17 protein-coding genes are annotated in these 17,024 nt (G+C 65.4%); 6 read left to right on the forward strand and 11 right to left on the reverse strand.

Features of this window, described 5'->3' with window-relative positions; all coding sequences use genetic code 11:
- The first annotated feature begins 161 nt into the window (after positions 1 to 161).
- Positions 162 to 2,924 (forward strand): TonB-dependent receptor, encoded by a 2,763-nt coding sequence (locus U1H99_RS14780; protein ID WP_323142482.1) that lies wholly within the window; start codon positions 162 to 164, stop codon positions 2,922 to 2,924.
- A 207-nt stretch (positions 2,925 to 3,131) separates the two neighbouring features.
- Positions 3,132 to 4,166, forward strand: coding sequence for a S66 peptidase family protein (locus U1H99_RS14785; protein WP_323142483.1), 1,035 nt, complete (start codon positions 3,132 to 3,134; stop codon positions 4,164 to 4,166).
- Positions 4,167 to 4,186: 20 nt separating this feature from the next.
- Here U1H99_RS14785 and U1H99_RS14790 read toward each other — a convergent pair whose 3' ends face one another.
- Together U1H99_RS14790 and U1H99_RS14795 are read right to left on the reverse strand one after the other, a co-directional pair.
- Positions 4,187 to 4,729: a PaaI family thioesterase gene (locus U1H99_RS14790; protein ID WP_323142484.1), complete on the reverse strand. Its 543-nt coding sequence runs from the start codon at positions 4,727 to 4,729 to the stop codon at positions 4,187 to 4,189.
- A gap of 78 nt (positions 4,730 to 4,807) precedes the next feature.
- Positions 4,808 to 5,710, reverse strand: coding sequence for a LysR family transcriptional regulator (locus tag U1H99_RS14795; RefSeq protein ID WP_323142678.1), 903 nt, complete (start codon positions 5,708 to 5,710; stop codon positions 4,808 to 4,810).
- A 118-nt stretch (positions 5,711 to 5,828) separates the two neighbouring features.
- On the opposite strand from U1H99_RS14795, the gene U1H99_RS14800 reads away from it, so the two are divergent.
- Entirely contained in the window at positions 5,829 to 6,842 is a 1,014-nt protein-coding gene (locus U1H99_RS14800) for a zinc-binding alcohol dehydrogenase family protein (RefSeq protein WP_323142485.1), read from the forward strand.
- A 10-nt stretch (positions 6,843 to 6,852) separates the two neighbouring features.
- Here the strand turns inward: U1H99_RS14800 and U1H99_RS14805 are convergent, their stop codons facing one another.
- From U1H99_RS14805 to U1H99_RS14835, 7 genes are all read right to left on the reverse strand, one after another.
- A complete protein-coding gene (locus U1H99_RS14805; RefSeq protein ID WP_323142486.1) occupies positions 6,853 to 7,902 on the reverse strand; it encodes an MORN repeat-containing protein in 1,050 nt (349 codons plus the stop codon).
- 110 nt (positions 7,903 to 8,012) lie between these two features.
- Positions 8,013 to 8,579: a GNAT family N-acetyltransferase gene (locus tag U1H99_RS14810; protein ID WP_323142487.1), complete on the reverse strand. Its 567-nt coding sequence runs from the start codon at positions 8,577 to 8,579 to the stop codon at positions 8,013 to 8,015.
- Positions 8,580 to 8,586: 7 nt separating this feature from the next.
- Positions 8,587 to 9,714 (reverse strand): acyl-CoA dehydrogenase family protein, encoded by a 1,128-nt coding sequence (locus U1H99_RS14815; RefSeq protein ID WP_323142488.1) that lies wholly within the window; start codon positions 9,712 to 9,714, stop codon positions 8,587 to 8,589.
- A gap of 43 nt (positions 9,715 to 9,757) precedes the next feature.
- Positions 9,758 to 10,426: an SDR family oxidoreductase gene (locus U1H99_RS14820; RefSeq protein WP_323142489.1), complete on the reverse strand. Its 669-nt coding sequence runs from the start codon at positions 10,424 to 10,426 to the stop codon at positions 9,758 to 9,760.
- Between the two features lie 65 nt (positions 10,427 to 10,491).
- Positions 10,492 to 11,694, reverse strand: coding sequence for an acetyl-CoA C-acyltransferase (locus U1H99_RS14825; RefSeq protein ID WP_323142490.1), 1,203 nt, complete (start codon positions 11,692 to 11,694; stop codon positions 10,492 to 10,494).
- 245 nt (positions 11,695 to 11,939) lie between these two features.
- Positions 11,940 to 13,124, reverse strand: a complete 1,185-nt coding sequence (locus tag U1H99_RS14830) for an isovaleryl-CoA dehydrogenase (protein ID WP_323142491.1) — start codon at positions 13,122 to 13,124, stop codon at positions 11,940 to 11,942.
- Positions 13,125 to 13,211: 87 nt separating this feature from the next.
- On the reverse strand, positions 13,212 to 13,628 hold the full coding sequence (locus tag U1H99_RS14835; protein WP_323142492.1) for a MerR family transcriptional regulator: 417 nt from the start codon (positions 13,626 to 13,628) through the stop codon (positions 13,212 to 13,214).
- A gap of 138 nt (positions 13,629 to 13,766) precedes the next feature.
- On the opposite strand from U1H99_RS14835, the gene U1H99_RS14840 reads away from it, so the two are divergent.
- From U1H99_RS14840 to U1H99_RS14850, 3 genes are all read left to right on the forward strand, one after another.
- Entirely contained in the window at positions 13,767 to 14,834 is a 1,068-nt protein-coding gene (locus tag U1H99_RS14840) for an MBL fold metallo-hydrolase (RefSeq protein ID WP_323142493.1), read from the forward strand.
- Positions 14,835 to 15,136: 302 nt separating this feature from the next.
- Positions 15,137 to 15,556: a hypothetical protein gene (locus tag U1H99_RS14845; RefSeq protein ID WP_255517587.1), complete on the forward strand. Its 420-nt coding sequence runs from the start codon at positions 15,137 to 15,139 to the stop codon at positions 15,554 to 15,556.
- 172 nt (positions 15,557 to 15,728) lie between these two features.
- Positions 15,729 to 15,899, forward strand: coding sequence for a hypothetical protein (locus tag U1H99_RS14850; RefSeq protein WP_323142494.1), 171 nt, complete (start codon positions 15,729 to 15,731; stop codon positions 15,897 to 15,899).
- On the opposite strand, the gene U1H99_RS14855 is transcribed toward U1H99_RS14850, so the two are convergent.
- On the reverse strand, positions 15,896 to 16,510 hold the full coding sequence (locus U1H99_RS14855; RefSeq protein WP_323142495.1) for a UbiX family flavin prenyltransferase: 615 nt from the start codon (positions 16,508 to 16,510) through the stop codon (positions 15,896 to 15,898). The genes U1H99_RS14850 and U1H99_RS14855 overlap by 4 nt on opposite strands.
- Positions 16,511 to 16,514: 4 nt before the next feature.
- Positions 16,515 to 16,832: a Grx4 family monothiol glutaredoxin gene (gene grxD, locus U1H99_RS14860; RefSeq protein ID WP_323142496.1), complete on the reverse strand. Its 318-nt coding sequence runs from the start codon at positions 16,830 to 16,832 to the stop codon at positions 16,515 to 16,517.
- Positions 16,833 to 17,024 lie beyond the last annotated feature (192 nt).

A 17,024-nucleotide genomic window follows, 5' to 3' on the forward strand; every position in this document is an offset into this window, starting at 1 on the left:
AGTTTTTCCTTAGCTAAACATTCCCTCTAGTTATACTCAGCGCCGGAATTTTCATTGGCTGGCGCAGCATGCCTGCGCTTACCTTTGAGATGACCCATATCGTAATGCAAACACATTACCGGCCTATGAAACGCGCGCGGCAAGTACCCAAGGAGAGAGGCGTGAAGCTCAAGACGTTAACCCACATGATTGCCCTGATCGGCGCCGTCAGCCCGGCTTTCGCCCAGCAGGTGGCATCGCAGCAGCCGATGCAGCGCGTCGAAATCACGGGCAGCAGCATCCGGCGCATCAACCTAGAAGGCGCGCTGCCGGTCCAGACCATCACGCTGGACCAGCTCGACAAGCAGGGGATCAACAACGCCGAACAGTTGATGACGCTGATCTCGGCCAACGGCACCGGTGCCGACAACATGACCTCGGGGAACAACGTGTTCGGCGCCGATTCCGACCGCGTCAGCGGCGGCGGTTCCTTCGCGTCGCTGCGCGGCCTCGGCCCGAGCGGCACGCTGGTGCTGATCAACGGCCGCCGCATCGCCGGCTATGGCCTGTCCGGCAAGGCGGTCGACCTGAACACGATCCCGCTGGCGGCCATCGCCCGCGTCGAGGTGCTGAAGGATGGCGCCTCGGCGATCTACGGTACCGATGCGGTCGGCGGCGTCATCAACTTCATCCTGAAGACCGATTTCGAAGGCGTGCAGGCGAGCGCCAGCGGCAACTTCACCGAAGCCGGCGGCGGCGCCACCCGGCGCCTGGGCCTGACGGCCGGCAAGGGCAAGTTGGACACCGACCGCTACAACGTCATGTTCGCCCTTGGCCACGACAAGAACGACCGCCTCGACTCCAGCCAGCGCAGCTTCTCGAACGGCTACCAGCCGCAGCGCGGCCTGTCGCCGGACACCACCGGCACCCCGGTCGCCAACCAGCTGACCGGCGCCGGCAGCGCGCTGGGCACCGGTTTCAAGATGCCGGGCGACCCCAACACCTACCTGCAGGCCGGCCTGCTGAGCCTGCAAGGCAAGTGCGACACCGTCCCCGGCATGCACCAGTACACCAGCAGCCTGTGGGCCAAGACCACGTCGCCGCTGCGTTCAACCTATTCCTGTACCTACGACTACGGCGGCGACTACGTGATGCAGCTGCCGACCGAGCGCACCAATTTCGTTGCGCGCGGCACCTTCCAGCTGGCGCCGGAGCACCGCCTGTACGCCGAAGCCGTCGGCGCGCACACCAATGCCCTGGCGATCCTGACCCCGGCCCAGATCTCGACCACGCTGGCGGCCGGCAATGCCTATCCGGTGGGCGGTCCGTACTACCAGAACCTGCAGGCCTATATTCCGAGCTACGATCCGACCAAGCCGATCCTGTACAAATGGCGCGCCTGGCCACTCGGCGACCGCACCCAGCAATACAGCACCGACACCGCGCGCCTGTTGCTGGGCGCCGAAGGCACGCTGGCAAGCAAATGGGATTACCGGGTCGACCTGTCGCACAGCTTCAGCCGCACCACGACCGACCTGCTGGACGGCTATGCGAATACCAAGGCGCTGTACTCGGTGCTGGGCAGCGGCATCGTGAATCCGTGGGCCTCGCCCGAGCAGGGCCAGACCGACGCCGCGATGGCGGCGCTGGACGCGACCAGGTTCTACGGCCGCCTGCAGCAGGGCAAGACCACGCTGACCCAGCTGAACGGCTCGATCTCGGGCGAGATCTTCCAGCTGCCGGCCGGCGCCGTCTCGGGCGCGATCGGTACCGACCTGCGCCGCGAAAGCTACGCCTTCCACCAGGACGTCGACGCCACCCAGATCCTGCTGGCGCCGGGCAACGCCAACCAGAACCGCGTGGCGCGCAACATCAAGGCGGTCTACGCCGAGCTGGTGGTGCCGGTCATCAAGGACCTGGAACTGCAGCTGGCGCTGCGCCGCGACGATTACAGCCTGATCGGCGCCACCACCAATCCGAAGGTCGCCTTCAGCTACCGGCCGGCCAGCTGGGTGATGCTGCGTGGTTCGGCGAACAAAGGCTTCCTGGCGCCGAGCTTCGGCCAGCTGTACAGCGGCCGCCTGAGCCAGGAGCTGCCGAACGGCGTGTCCGACCCGGTCGGCTGCGCGGCCCACCCGAACGACCCGCGCTACTGCGCGATCGAGCGCCTCGATTACTTTAGCGGCGGCAATCCGAACCTGCGTCCGGAAACCTCGAAGCAGGGCACGCTGGGCATCATCCTCGAGCCGAGCCCGAACTTCTCGGTGTCGGTCGACTACTGGGCGATCAACGTCAAGGACCGCATCCTGAACCGCACCCCGCAAGTGGTGCTGGCGAATGCCGCCGCGCTGCCGGAATACATCCACCGCAACGGCGAAGGCATCATCGAGTACATCGACGCCGGCTGGATCAATGCGGCCGGCCTCAAGACGCGCGGCGCCGACGTCGGCCTGCGTGGCCGCGGCAGCCTGCCGGGCGGCTGGCGCTGGAATGCGGGTCTGGACGGCACCTGGACCCAGAGCTACCAGTTCGCCGAATTCGAGGGCCAGCCCTACGTCGAATACGTCGGCAATTTTTATACGCGCGATTTGTACCTACGCTGGAAGCACAACGCGACCTTCAGCGTGAGCAATGGGCCGTGGAGCTTCCTGCTGAGTAACCTGTACCGCGACGGCTACAAGGACCAGCTGCCGGACGCGGGCAAGAGCGCGCCGCCGGCCGGTTTCAAGCCGCACGTGGCCAGCTACACCACCTTCGGCCTGTCGACCACCTACACCGGCTTCCGCAACACCGCGATCACGGTCGGCATCCAGAACCTGTTCGACCGCGACCCGCCGTTCACGGCGCACAACGTGGACGAAGTCGTGGGCGCAGGCTGGGACCCGCGCGTGGCCGATCCACGTGGGCGGTCGTTGAATTTCAACGTGCGCTATACGTTCTTCTGATCGTTCGCGCCATTCACTACGTCGCCCCTGCCATCCACACCGTCGTCCCCGCCATCCATACCGTCATCCCCGCGCAGGCGAAATGGTGCCCCCGGCACCATTTCTCCAAGTTCTGCTTTCGTTAACGATAAGCTTGCAACTTGGGTCCTTGCCTTCGCAGGGACGACGTTAAGGATGGTCCGTATCCGCATGTCGAGCATAACCCGCATGAGCAGGCGCCGTTTCGGGAGCGCGCTGGCCGCATCCCTGGCGTTGCCTGCCGCAACTGCCTCTTCCTCCCCTTTCATGCCACCCCTGATCAAACCCCCGCGCCTGCGCAAGGGCGATGTCATCGGCCTGGTCGCCCCCGGCGGCTACACCAGCGACGATGCCATCGAAAAGGCCGTCAAGCACATCGAAGCCCTCGGTTTCCGGGTGAAGCAGGGCGCCTGGCTGCGCGAAGTCTGGGGCAACTACGGCGGCACGGTGGCGGCCCGCATCGCCGACCTGCACTGCATGTTCCGCGACCCGGAGGTCAAGGCCATCTGGGCGATCCGCGGCGGCTCCGGCTGCATCTCGCTGCTGCAGCACCTCGATTACGGCTTGATCCGCCGCCACCCCAAGATCCTGCTCGGCTATTCCGACATCACGGCGCTGCACCTGGCTATTCAAGCCCATGCCGGCCTGGTGACCTTCCACGGCCCGGTCGCCAGCAGCACGCCGTCCGCCTATTCGGACGGGCACATGCTGGCGGTCTTGACCGACCCGCGCGCCAGCTACACGATCCCGATGGCGGCGGAGAATGCCCTGAAGGCGCTGCAGGCGCCTCAATACGGCATACGCACCGTGCATGGCGGCGTCGCCAGCGGGCGTCTCGTCGGCGGCAACCTGTCCCTGGTGAGTGCGCTGGCCGGCACGCCGTATGCCGCCGATTACCGCGACGCCATCCTGTTCATCGAGGAAGTCAACGAGGAACCGTACCGGATCGACCGCTGGATGACCCAGCTCGACTTGTCGCTGCCGCTGGCGGGGGCGGCCGCCCTCATGATCGGCATCTGCGAGAACTGCGGGCCGCAGGGGGAGGGACCGTCGCTCACGCTGGACCAGACCCTCGACGTACACCTGCAGCCTTTACAGGTACCGGCGGTGAGCGGCTATTCGTTCGGCCACATCCGCCACCAGTTCACCATGCCGCTGGGCGTGCGCGCCACGCTCGATACGGCTGCGCAGACGCTGACGTTGCTGGAGCCGGCGGTCAGCTAGCAGAGGTCAGTTAGCAGCGGTCAGCGCGCGCCGAACACCAGGCAGGTGGTCGTCGCATGCGCGTACAGCCGGCCCTGCGCATCCACGATCCTGCCCTCGGCGGTCGCCAGCTGGCGGCCGCAATGCAGCACCTTGCCGATCGCGCGCAGCGGTCCGCCATCCAGGCGCGCGCCGCGCACCAGGTTCACGCTGAGTTCCGCCGTCGTGTAGCCCTGGCCCGGCGCCAGCATCGTCTGCACCGCGCAGCCCACCGCCGAATCGAGCAGGGTCGCATACCAGCCGCCGTGCACGGTGCCCATCGGGTTCAGGTGGCCGGGCAGGGGCGTGCCCTGGAAGGTCGCCTGGCCTGGCTCCACCTCGACCAGGAAGAAGTCCAGCGTCTCGGCGATCGGCGCATACGGAAAGTGTCCGGCCAGCAGCGCCTGCATGATCTCGAGGCCGCTCATGGCGCGTGCCGCTTCCGCCGGCACCACGCCCGGCTTGCCGCCGGCCTGCGCCACGCGGGCGCGTACCTCGCGCAGTTGTCGCTCCCATTGTTCTGCCGTCGTCGATGCGGTGTTCATGCGCTGTCCTCGGTAAGTGCCTATGCACGGGTTGGTGCGACGATTATGCCCGGGTTCCGCAGCGTCATCCGGTGGCCTTCAATTTTCCGCCAGCGCCCGGCAGCGCGCCACCAGGAATTCGCGCAGCACCCGCACCGCCGGCGACACCTGCCGGCGGTTGGCCAGCACCATGTACAAGGGCACGTTGCTCCCTTGCCAGTCCGGACATACCTGCCGCAGCCGGCCGGCAGCGAGGTCGGCCTGGACGTCGATGCGCGAGCGGTAGCAGATGCCGAGTCCTTCCAGCGCCCAGCGCCGCACGATCTCGGAATCGTCGGCCACGCGGTCGCCCTGCACCGTGACCTCGATATCCTCGCCGTCCTTGCTGAAGCGCCAGCGGTCGTTGACCGTCTCGTCCAGCATGAAGCACAGGCAGTTATGGCCGGCCAGTTCGTACGGTGAGGCCGGTACCCCGCGCCTTGCCAGGTAGGCGGGCGCCGCACACAGCACGCGCCGGTTATCCTCCAGCAGCGGCAGCGCCACCATGCTCGATCCGGGCGGCTTGCCGAGGCGCAGGCCGATGTCGACCGGTTCGCGGTAGATGTCGGCCACGCGGTCGGTCAGCTGCAGGCGCAGGCGCACGCCCGGATGGCGCGCCTGGAACTCGTTCAGCCAAGGCAGCGCCACGTGGCGGCCGAGGTCGGACGGCATCGAGATGTGCAGCTGGCCCTCGACGCCATCGCCGCCGGCGCGTAGTTCGTCCTCGGCCTCACGCAAGCCGTCCAGCAGCGCCTTGCTGCGCCCAAGCAGGCGTTCGCCGGCCAGCGTCAGGCGCATGCTGCGCGTGGTGCGCACGAACAGGGCAGCGCCGAGGTCGGCCTCGAGGCGCTTCAGGCCGGCGCTGGCCACGGCCGGCGACAGCGCAAGCTGGCGCGCCGCCGCCGACAGGCTGCCGTGGTCGGCCGTCGCCACGAAGATTTCCAGGTCCTGGACGCTACGAATTTTCAAAGCGATTTTCAAAATATTATTGAAAGTGAATTCGGCATTACCCAGTTTATCAAAAAAGCGAAACTGGTCAGAATGACAGCCATCGATAACCCATCTGCATAAGGAGCCCCCCATGAAAGCCATCGGATACCAGACCAGCCTCCCCATCGACGACGCCCAGGCGCTGGTCGACATCACCCTGCCGGACCCGGTCGCGCAAGGCCACGACCTGCTGGTCGAGGTGCACGCGGTGTCGGTCAACCCGGTCGACACCAAGGTACGCAAGAGCGCCAAGCCGGAAGCCGGCGAATGGAAGGTGCTGGGCTGGGATGCGACCGGCATCGTCAAGGCGGTCGGTCCCGACGTGACCCTGTTCCAGCCGGGCGACCGCGTCTGGTACGCCGGTTCGATCGCGCGCGCCGGCAGCAACAGCGAGCTGCAGCTGGTGGACGAGCGCATCGTCGGCCACATGCCGGCATCGCTCGATTTCGGCCCGGCCGCGGCGCTGCCGCTGACCGGCCTGACGGCCTGGGAAATGCTGTTCGACCGCCTGGACGTGCCGACCGGCGACGCGGGCAAGGGTAAAACCCTGCTGGTGATCGGCGCCGCCGGTGGCGTCGGCTCGATCCTGCTGCAGCTGGCGCGCCGGCTGACTCAGGTGACGGTGATCGGCACCGCCTCGCGTCCGGAAACCCGCGACTGGGCCTTGCAGCTGGGCGCCCACCACGTGATCGACCACAGCAAGCCGCTGGGCGAGGAACTGGCGCAGGCCGGGCTGCCGGCCCCGGACTACGTGATCAGCCTGACCCACACCGAGCACCACTTCGACCAGATCGTCGACCTGATCGCGCCGCAGGGCAAATTCGGCCTGATCGACGACCCGGCCCCGATCGACGTGCGCAAGTTCAAGCGAAAAGCGGTGTCGCTGCACTGGGAACTGATGTTCACCCGTTCGCTGTTCAACACCGCCGACATGGCCGAGCAGAACCGCATCCTGAACCGCATCGCCGAGCTGGTGGACGCGGGCACGATCAAGACCACGGTCAACCAGAACTTCGGCGTCATCAACGCCGACAACCTGAAGCGTGCGCATGCGCTGCTCGAGTCGAACCGGGCGCAGGGCAAGATCGTGCTGGAAGGGTTCTAAGCGGCGCGGGTCACCAGACCAGCTGGAACCTGACGTGCAGCGGATACATCATCTCGCACGGCGCGCCGTGGCACTTGGCCGGCTTGTAGTGCTCCCCCATGGCGGCCGCGGCGACGTAGCGGGTGGCTTCGGCGTCGAAGTCGCCCAGCTTGACCACCTGTTTCGCTACGCCGTCGGCGCCGACCAGCACGTTCAGGTGCAGCTCGCTGTTGTCGCCGTAGCGGCCGCCGGCCGCGCGCACCACCTTGTAGATGCCGCCCGGACCGTGTTCCGGATAAGGCGGATCGTCGCCTTCCTCGAGTGCCGGATACTGGCTGCGGAACTGTGCTTTCTCGTCCTCGGTCAGCATCTCCCAGCCGGCGTTGCTGGGCAGTGAGCCGCTACCGTTGACGCGGCGGAAGTGGGTGCCCAGTTGCGCTTCGTCCTCGCGCGTCCTGAAGGTCTTGTCGGCAGCGGGCTTGGGGTGGGCTTCCTTTTGCGCGAGCGTCTGCAAGTCCTCGGTACGGCCGCTGCCGGCATACACCATCTTGCCCCTGGTGGTCGGCTTGCCGTCGACGAATTCGCCTTCGATGCTGCCGCCGAGTACGAAGCTCAGGCGTCCCTGGCCGTTCGGCCGGTCCTTGCTGAACTGGCCCTGGTAGACGTTGCCGTTGACGTAGATTTGCGTGCCTTTCCCTTCGCGCACCATCATCTTCAGACCGCCTTCATACTGCAGGCCGTCGGCATATTTCAGATAGCCCTCACCGTCGGGGATGCCGTCGCGCAGCGAACCGATGTAGGTGAGCTTGTCGCCGATGCGCAGCTTGGCTTCGCCGGCGACGGCGCCGCGCAGGAGCCGTCCCTGCAGCCGCATGGCGCTGCCGTCCGCGGTCTTCCACGTGAGGATGCCGACGCCATCGGCAAAGCCATCCTGGCACTTGCCGCTCCACTGCACCGCGGTCGCCGGCGCGGGCAGCAGCTTGGCGATCCTGCAATCGGCGGCGCCGTAGGTGATGGGCGCATCTTGCGCCAGGGCGCCGCCTGCGCTCAGCGCCAGGCTCAGGACGATCATGGATTTCATGTGGACTCGGCTGATAAAGTTTATGAAAACGCAAGCATTTCCACTCTAGCACGCGGCCACAGGAATGTTAACAAAAGGGAAAATTATTGTTGCAGCGGCGCCGCTGCAGCTCAACCCAGCGGCAAGGTCATGTAGCACAGGTCGTAGCTGGCGCCATCGACCCTGACCATGTCCTCGATGCGCGCGATCATCCGGAACTCCGCGCGCAGGTACAGCGCGACGGCGGGCCGGTTATCGGCCAGCACTTCCAGGTCGATCCAGTCGATGCCGGCTTCCTGGCGCGCCCAGTCGACGGCAGTGCCGACCAGCTGCACACCCAGGCCGCGCCGCCGGTACAGGCGCTGCACGCCCATCCCCAGCATTGCCCGGTGCGCGGCAGCGGATTCAGGCCGCGCGCGCAGGTCGATGTGGCCGGCGATGTTGCCGGTCGGTCCGAGCGCCAGCCACAGGCGGCGCCAGCCGGGCTGGCCGACCGCCAGGTGCAGACCCTTGATGAAGGCCAGGCGCAGCCCGGCCGGCATGCGCGGCTGGTCGCGCGACAGCGGCTGGAACAGCGGGGTGCCGTTGGCGCCGTTGTCGCGCAGGTGGTCGTCCAGGTAGGCGAAGAAGGCCGCCAGGTCGGCTTCGACGGCTGGGCGGATCTTCATCTTCGCTACCTGTTCGTTGGGTGCATTCATGACGCCATCATAACGCCCTGGCGATCAGGATCTTCTGGATATCGCTGGTGCCTTCGTAGATCTGGCACACGCGCACGTCGCGGTAGATGCGCTCGATCGGGAAATCGGCCACGTAGCCGTAGCCGCCGAACACCTGCATCGCGCTCGAAACCACCCGTTCGGCCATTTCGGAGGCGAACAGCTTGGCCATCGCCGCTTCCTTCAGGCAGGGCAGTCCCGCATCCTTCATCGATGCCGCATGCAGGATCAGCTGGCGCGCGGCTTCGATCCCCATCGCCATCTCGGCCAGGCGGAACTGTACCGCCTGGTGGTCGAAGATCGGGCTGCCGAAGCTGGTACGCTCTTTTGCATAATTCAGGGCGGCCTCGTAGGCGGCGCGCGCCATGCCGACCGATTGCGAGGCGATGCCGATGCGGCCGCCCTCCAGGCCGGACAGTGCGATCTTGTAGCCTTGCCCTTCTTCGCCGATCAGGTTGTCAAGCGGGACGCGGCAGTTGTCGAACACGATCTGCGCCGTGTCCGAGGAATGCTGGCCCATCTTGTGTTCGATGCCGGCCACGATGTAGCCGGGGGTGTCGGTCGGCACCCAGAACGCGCTGATGCCTTTCTTGCCGGCGGCCTTGTCCGTGACCGCCATGACGATCGCCACGTCGCCGTTCTTGCCGCTGGTGATGAATTGCTTGGTGCCGTTGATGACGTAATGATCGCCGTCGCGGGTGGCAGTCGTGCGCAGGGCGGCGGCATCGCTGCCGGTATGGGGTTCCGTCAGGGCGAAGGCGCCCAGCAGTTCTCCCTGGGCGAGCGGGCGCAGCCAGCGTTGTTTCTGGGCTTCGCTGGCGTAAGTCATGCCGATCGAGCATACCGGGCAATTGTTCACCGAGATGACGGTCGAGGTGCCGCCGTCGCCGGCCGCGATTTCTTCCAGCACCAGGGCCAGCGCCACGTAGTCGAGGCCGGCGCCGCCATACTGTTCGGGCACCGCCACGCCGAAGGCGCCCAGCTGCGCCAGTTCCTTAAGCTCCTCCTTCGGGAAGTGGTGTTCGCGGTCCCAGCGCGCGGCGTTGGGGGCCAGGCGCTCCTGCGAGAAAGCGCGCAGGGCGTCGCGGATCATCTGGTGTTCTTCGCTCAATATCATGGTGTCTCGTCTGTATTGTTATCGCGGCGCCCCTGCCTGCGCGTTACCAGGGAATCGGACCGCCGTCGTAGTTCAAGAAGGAACCGTTCTGGCCGTGGCCGACGCCGGCCAGGGTCGCGCGCAACGCACTGACGCTCTCTTCCACCGTCAGGGTGGCGCCGGCGCCGCCCATGTCGGTCTGGACCCAGCCCGGATGGAAGCTGACGCAGGTGACGCCCTGCGGGCCGAAGCGCAAGGCGGTATCGGCCAGCACCGAGTTCAGCGCGGCCTTGCTGGCGCGGTACAGCGAGCCGTCGGCACTGCGGCGCTCGCCGATCGAACCCATGCGCGAGGAAATCACGGCCAGCTTGCCGCGCGTGGCGGCGACCAGCGGCGCCACGATCGGCAGCAGGCGCATCGCGGCCAGCACGTTGGTGTGCATGACCTGGTCGAATTCCTGCTCGGTCGGGAAGCCGTCGTGGGTGGGGCCGTAGACGCCGGCCACCAGCCAGGCGGCGTCGATCTTTTCGTCGTCCAGCTGCCAGCCGAGGCCGGCGATGGATTCGGCGTTGGTCACGTCCAGCCGCAGCGCCTGGGCGCCCAGCTGCGCGAGTTCGTCGCAGTCGGCCTGCTGGCGGGCGGTGGCGATCACGCGCCAGCCGTCGGCGCGGTACTTGCGGACCAGTTCGTGGCCGATGCCGCGCGAGGCGCCTAAGATGAGAACGGTGGACATGGTGCAGCTCCTTACGGTATGGATGACAAGCTGTCACCATACCGTGTTTTGGCGACGCGCGTGGTTCAGGCCATTTCGATCGCCAGCGCGGTCGCTTCACCGCCGCCGATGCACAGCGAGGCCACGCCGCGCTTGCCACCGGTCTTCTTCAGCGCACCCAGCAGGGTGACGACGATGCGCGCGCCCGAGGCGCCGATCGGGTGGCCCAGCGCGCAGGCGCCGCCGTGGATGTTGACCTTGCCGTGGGGGATGTCGAGGTCGCGCATGGCGGCCATCGGCACCGCGGCAAAGGCTTCGTTGATCTCGAACAGGTCGACGTCGCCGCTGGTCCAGCCGGTCTTGGCGAACAGTTTTTTCATCGCGCCGATCGGGGCGGTGGTGAACAAATTCGGTTCCTGCGCGTGGGTGGCGTGGCCGATCACGCGTGCGATCGGCGCCAGGCCCAGTTCCTTGGCGGTCGATTCGCGCATCATCACCAGCGCGGCGGCGCCGTCGTTGATCGAGGACGAGGAGGCGGCGGTCACGGTGCCTTCCTTCTTGAACGCGGGTTTCAGCGACGGGATCTTGTCGGTGCGCGCCTTGAGCGGGCCTTCGTCCTTTTCGATGATCTGCTCGCCCAGGCGATTCGCCACGCTCACCGGCGCGATTTCCCAGTCGAAGCTGCCGTCGTTGTTGGCGTTCTGGGCGCGCTTGACCGATTCGATCGCGAACGCGTCCTGGTCTTCGCGCGTGAACTGGTAAGTCGCCACGCATTCCTCGGCAAAGGTGCCCATCGAGCGGCCTTCTCCCGTCTTTTCGTTGCGCGAGTAGGCGTCTTCGAGGCCGTCCAGCATCATGTGGTCGAACATCGGCGCATGGCCGATGCGGTAACCGCCGCGCGCTTTCGGGATCAGGTAGGGCGCATTGGTCATCGACTCCATGCCGCCGGCCACGACGATGTCGGCGCTGCCGGCTTTCAAGGCGTCGTGGGCGAAGATCGCGGCCTGCATCGCCGAGCCGCACATCTTGGAGAGGGTCACGGCGCCGGTCGAGACGGGCAGGCCCGCCTTGATGAGCGCCTGGCGCGCCGGGGCCTGGCCCTGGCCGGCCATCAGGCAGTTGCCGAAGTAGACGTGTTCGACCTTGTCGGCGTCGACGCCAGCGCGTTCGACCGCGGCCTTGATCGCCACGGCGCCCAGGTCGCTGGCGGATTTCGAGGAGAAGTCGCCCTGGAAGGCGCCCATCGGGGTGCGGGCGGCGCCGACGATGACGATCGGATCGTTGTTCATGGTGTGTCTCCAGACAGGATGAGGGTGGCGATGGGATCGCCGGTGTTTTGAGGACGTCGAACGGCTGTAACTGGAAGAGGGACCACCAGCCCGTCGTTCCCGGCATTGCCGGAACCGACTTCCCGCGCAAGCGGGAACGACGTTCGGTGGGGGCTTGCGGCGGTCTTTGCGACTCTTCTTGTGGCCTTTTCGGCTCTACGACGCAGCCCGCGTCTCCCCTCCACTTCTCCTGCTTGAACCTTGACTTACATGGTCTCGCCAAACAGCTCGCGCCCGATCAGCATGCGCCGGATCTCGCTGGTGCCCGCGCCGATTTCGTACAGCTTGGCGTCGCGCCACAGGCGGCCGACCGGGTACTCGTTGATGTAGCCGTTGCCGCCCAGCGTCTGGATCGCCTCGCCGGCCATCCAGGTCGCCTTTTCGGCGCTGTACAGGATGGCGCCGGCGGCGTCCTTGCGCAGGGCGCGCACCTGCTCCGGGCCGGTGGCGCGGTCGCAGGCCTGGCCGACCGCGTAGACGTAGGCGCGGCAGGCCATCATGGTCGAATACATGTCGGCGATCTTGCCCTGCATGAGCTGGAATTCGCCGATCGCCTGGCCGAACTGTTTTCGTTCGTGGATGTAGGGAACCACCGCGTCCATGCAGGCCGACATGATGCCCAGCGGGCCGCCGGACAGCACGGTGCGCTCGAAGTCCAGGCCCGACATCAGCACGTTGACGCCTTTACCCACGCCGCCCAGCACGTTCTCGACCGGCACTTCGCAATCCTGGAACACCAGTTCGCCGGTGTGCGAGCCGCGCATGCCCAATTTATCCAGCTTCTGCGCGATCGAGAAACCCTTAAAACCTTTTTCGATGAGGAAGGCGGTCATGCCGCGCGGGCCGGCCTCGATGTCGGTCTTCGCATACACCACCAGGGTGTCGGCGTCGGGGCCGTTGGTGATCCACATCTTGGTGCCGTTCAGGACGTAGCGGTCGCCCTTCAGCTCGGCGCGCAGCTTCATGCTGACGACGTCGGAACCGGCGTTCGGCTCGGACATGGCCAGCGCGCCGACGTGCTCGCCCGAGATCAGCTTGGGCAGGTAGGTGCGTTTTTGCTCTTCGTTGCCGTTGCGCTTGATCTGATTCACGCACAGGTTCGAGTGGGCGCCGTACGACAGGCCGACCGAGGCCGAGGCGCGCGAGATTTCTTCCATCGCCACGATGTGGGCCAGGTAGCCCATGTTGGCGCCGCCGTATTCCTCGCCGACGGTGATGCCCAGCAGGCCCAGTTCGCCCATCTTCTTCCACAGGTCCATCGGGAACTGGTCGGTGCGGTCGATCTCCGCAGCGCGCGGCGCGATTTCGCTGGCCGCGAACTGTTGCACCGCTTCGCGCAGCGCGGCGATGTCTTCGCCGTGGTCAAAGGTCAAGCCTGGAAGGTGCAGCATATCGTCTCCGTCCTTATCGGGTGTCTTATAAGTGCATGATAACGCGGAGTGACGTTAACGTAAACGTCAAGTGAGACGGCTGTTGCGTCAGGCGGCGTTGCGCTCCGGCGCGTCCTGCACGCCGGCTTCTTCCAGCAAGCGTCTGCACTCGTCCTCGTGCACGGCGATCTCGGCCAGGGACATCTCGATGTCCGCGCGCTGCTGCTCGAGGGTGCGGCGCTGGTGCGCCAGCACGTCGAGGAAACGGTCGATCTGGGCCACGGTGTCCTTCGGCGACTCGTACATGTCGATGATGCTCTTGATCTCCGACAGGGTCAGGCCCAGTCGCTTGCCGCGCAGCGTCAGTTTCAGGCGCGTGCGGTCGCGCGGCGTGTACACGCGGTTGCGTCCGCCCTGGCCCTCGCGTTTCGGGCTCAATAAACCCTGGTCTTCATAGAAGCGGATGGCGCGGGCGGTGATGTCGAATTCGCGTGCCAGTTCGGCGATGGTATAGGTCGTGGCCATGGTGTCCTGCGGGCAAAGTGTGACGGCGCCGGGAATCGCTTAAAATCCAGGCTGGCGCCGCTTTCCGTTTACGTCAACGTAATCTCATTGGCGGTGATTGTAGCGCGCCGCGTCCGTCATATCACGAAAGACCTGCGCATGAACGCTCTCGAATCCCAGCTGGCCTATCCTTTCGGCGACACCGTCCCGGCCCTCGGCACCGTGCTCGACATAGCACCTACGCCGGCCGCACCGGGCATCAAATGGCTGCGCATGCCGCTGCCGTTCGCGCTCGACCATATCAACCTGTGGCTGCTGGACGACGAGATCGACGGCCGGCGCGGCTGGTCGCTGATCGATTGCGGCGCCGGCACCGATGCCACCCGCGCCGCCTGGGAACAGCTGATCGCCGGCGCCCTGGACGGCCGGCCGCTGCTGCGCGTCTTCGCGACGCATTGCCATCCCGACCACGTCGGCCTGTCCGGCTGGCTGTGCGAGCGTTTCAAGGTACCGTTCTGGACCAGCGCCGCCGAGTTCGCCTTCGCGCGCATGATGGCGGCGGCCTTGCCCGGCGTCGACGGCCCCTCGGCCATCCCGCATTTCCGGCTGCACGGGCTGGTCGATGCCGCCATGCTGGAACAGATGGCGAGCCGCAAGAATTACTACCCGTCGCTGGTGCCGTCGGTGCCGCCGGCCTATACCCGCCTGCAGGATGGCCAGCAGGTCGCGATCGGCGGCCGCACGTGGCGCGTGATCACCGGCTTCGGCCATTCGCCCGAACATGTGTCGCTCTACAGCGAAGCGCTGAACGTGCTGGTGTCGGGCGACATGGTGTTGCCGCGCATTTCGACCAACGTCTCGGTATTCGCGGTCGAGCCCGAGGGCAACCCGCTGCAGCTGTACCTGGATTCGTTGGACAAGTTCGGCGACCTGCCGGACGACGTGCTGGTCCTGCCGTCGCACGGCAAGCCCTTCCGCGGCCTGCACACCCGCATCCGCCAGCTGCGCGACCACCATGCGGCGCGGCTGGACGAAGTCCAGGCCGCCTGCGCCACGCCGCAATCGGCGGTTGACATTGTGCCGATCATGTTCCGGCGCCCGCTCGACGCCCACCAGCTGAGCTTCGCCCTGGGCGAAGCACTGGCCCATTTGCATGCTTTGTGGCAAAACGGTCACTTGCGCCGTGTAACCGGTGCCGACGGCATCATTCGCTTCCAGGCCACCTAAGCAATCACTTACTTTCACCGTAAGCGGCCTGCATAAGCGGCCCCCGGCCCCATCCAATGCATGATGGGCATTCATTGCGATTGCCTAGGTATTGCCACGTGTGAAATCATTTCGGCAAACGTTTTCTTTTTCCTGTAGGATATTTTTCACACTTGCATAATCAAGGACCGAAAAGGTGGGGAATTGCTGGACAGCATGTGAGAATCGATCAATACTCACACTTTTGTTACGTCCAGCCTGTCCTGTCGTCACAGACGGTCTGACTTAAGGAGCGACCAATGACGGCTTTGCATGAACCATTAATGCCACCCATGAATTCGACCAACGAACGGGAGAGCTTCAGCGAGCGCCTGCAGCAAGCCCTGAAAAATGCCCATTACTCGCCGGATAGCCCTACGCGGTTGGCACGGGAATTTAACATTCGCTTTGAAGGCCGCCCGATCACGGTCCACGCTGCACGCAAGTGGCTGGTCGGCGAAGCCATCCCGACCCAGGAAAAACTGCGCATGATCGCCCAGTGGCTGGGCGTGCCGGCCGACTGGCTGCGTTTCGGTGGCTCGGAAAACGCCGCCAGCAATGGCGACAGCGGCGAAGGCGCCGCCCGTTTCGAATCGGCCGACGTCAAACTGATCGCCGACTTGCAGCGCCTGGACGAACACCACAAGCAACTGGCACGCGAATTCATCCGCATGCTGGTGCGCATGCATCACCAGCAAAAATAAGTTTCTTACACGCTGCCTGGCAGCGAACAGGAACGGTAACAAGCCCGGCGGATTTCCGACCGGGCTTTTTTATTTCCTTGCATACGTGATTTTTGTTCAAGCGAACGGCACAAACTGCAGAGTCTCGCGCATAATCGGTATCGTTATCAGTCAACAAGGATGCAACGACCTCATGATTAATAACTACAGCAATGCCGCGCAGTTGAAGGATTTGATGACCGCGCCGCCGATGACGGCGCAGCAACATGCAGAAATCATGCGCAAGCGTAACGAGCAGCGCAGGAAGATCGAAGACGCCAGGGAAGCCCGGCAAGCAGAAAAAGAGCGCTACGGCGACCGTTAGTCGGCCGTGGCATTGTCCCCGCGCATGCCGGCCCAGCGCGGTGCGAGGCTGTTGTCCACGCCGAGCAGGTCCATCACGCGCGCGACCGTGTGGTCGACCATCTCGTCGATGCTGGCCGGCAGGTTATAGAAGCTCGGTAAGGGCGGGAACACGATGCCGCCCATTTCGGTGACGGCGGTCATGTTGCGCAGGTGCGCCAGGTTGAAGGGCGTCTCGCGCACCATCAGCACCAGGCGCCGGCGTTCCTTGAGGATGACGTCGGCGGCGCGCGTGATCAGGTTGTCCGACAGCCCGTGCGCCACCGCGGCCAGGGTTTTCATCGAACAGGGCGCGATTACCATGCCCTCGGTCTGGAACGAGCCGCTGGCGATCGAGGCGCCGATCTCGCGGTTGCGGTGCACCACATGGGCGAGCGCTTCCACGTCGCGCTTTTGCAAGCCGACTTCCTGGTGCAGGGTAAGCGCTGCGGCATCGGAGACGACCAGGTGGGTCTCGACGCCAGGACAGGCGCCGAGCCGCTGCAGCAGCCGCACGCCGTAGACCGCGCCGGTCGCGCCGGTGATGGCGACGACAATGCGGCGGGTCACGGCGCGCGGCTGCAGATCAGCCATGCTTTCAGCCGTTCTTTTTCAGCAGGGCAGCCAGTTCGCCCGACTCGTACATTTCCGTCATGATGTCCGAACCGCCGACGAATTCGCCGTTCACGTACAGCTGCGGCACGGTCGGCCAGTTCGAGTAATCCTTGATGCCCTGGCGGACTTCCGCATCTTCCAGCACGTTGACGGTGGCGATGTTATCGACGCCGCAGGCTTTCAGGATTTGGATGGCGCGGCCGGAAAAGCCGCACTGCGGGAACTGGGCGGTGCCCTTCATGAACAGCACGACAGGCGTGTTGGTCACGGTTTCTTTGATCCAGGTTTGTACGTCGCTCATGGTTGTCGCCTCAGGTAATTAATCGTGGATGCCGGCATTTTATAAGAAAACGACCCGGCAGGTTTACCGCCGGGTCGTCCCCGCGAAGGCGGGGATCCAATTTGTAAGGTGTGCGCCCATTCTCCCGTCAATCTGGGTGTTATCCAAATCCGCTCATAAACTGCATGAGCTTATCTGAACTTGGTCTAGCGC

This window comes from Massilia phyllosphaerae (genome assembly GCF_034659755.1).
Taxonomy (GTDB): Bacteria; Pseudomonadota; Gammaproteobacteria; order Burkholderiales; family Burkholderiaceae_D; genus Telluria; species Telluria phyllosphaerae.

Bases quoted from the DNA above. Each gene is read 5' to 3' on its own strand.
- U1H99_RS14820 (WP_323142489.1), bottom strand. From the start codon at position 10,426: ATGTCCACCGTTCTCATCTTAGGCGCCTCGCGCGGCATCGGCCACGAA.
- U1H99_RS14845 (WP_255517587.1), top strand. From the start codon at position 15,137: ATGCCACCCATGAATTCGACCAACGAACGGGAGAGCTTCAGCGAGCGC.
- U1H99_RS14790 (WP_323142484.1), bottom strand. From the start codon at position 4,729: ATGAACACCGCATCGACGACGGCAGAACAATGGGAGCGACAACTGCGC.
- U1H99_RS14805 (WP_323142486.1), bottom strand. From the start codon at position 7,902: ATGAAATCCATGATCGTCCTGAGCCTGGCGCTGAGCGCAGGCGGCGCC.
- U1H99_RS14840 (WP_323142493.1), top strand. From the start codon at position 13,767: ATGAACGCTCTCGAATCCCAGCTGGCCTATCCTTTCGGCGACACCGTC.
- grxD (WP_323142496.1), bottom strand. From the start codon at position 16,832: ATGAGCGACGTACAAACCTGGATCAAAGAAACCGTGACCAACACGCCT.
- U1H99_RS14810 (WP_323142487.1), bottom strand. From the start codon at position 8,579: ATGAATGCACCCAACGAACAGGTAGCGAAGATGAAGATCCGCCCAGCC.
- U1H99_RS14825 (WP_323142490.1), bottom strand. From the start codon at position 11,694: ATGAACAACGATCCGATCGTCATCGTCGGCGCCGCCCGCACCCCGATG.
- U1H99_RS14800 (WP_323142485.1), top strand. From the start codon at position 5,829: ATGAAAGCCATCGGATACCAGACCAGCCTCCCCATCGACGACGCCCAG.
- U1H99_RS14785 (WP_323142483.1), top strand. From the start codon at position 3,132: ATGAGCAGGCGCCGTTTCGGGAGCGCGCTGGCCGCATCCCTGGCGTTG.
- U1H99_RS14850 (WP_323142494.1), top strand. From the start codon at position 15,729: ATGATTAATAACTACAGCAATGCCGCGCAGTTGAAGGATTTGATGACC.
- U1H99_RS14855 (WP_323142495.1), bottom strand. From the start codon at position 16,510: ATGGCTGATCTGCAGCCGCGCGCCGTGACCCGCCGCATTGTCGTCGCC.
- U1H99_RS14835 (WP_323142492.1), bottom strand. From the start codon at position 13,628: ATGGCCACGACCTATACCATCGCCGAACTGGCACGCGAATTCGACATC.
- U1H99_RS14815 (WP_323142488.1), bottom strand. From the start codon at position 9,714: ATGATATTGAGCGAAGAACACCAGATGATCCGCGACGCCCTGCGCGCT.
- U1H99_RS14830 (WP_323142491.1), bottom strand. From the start codon at position 13,124: ATGCTGCACCTTCCAGGCTTGACCTTTGACCACGGCGAAGACATCGCC.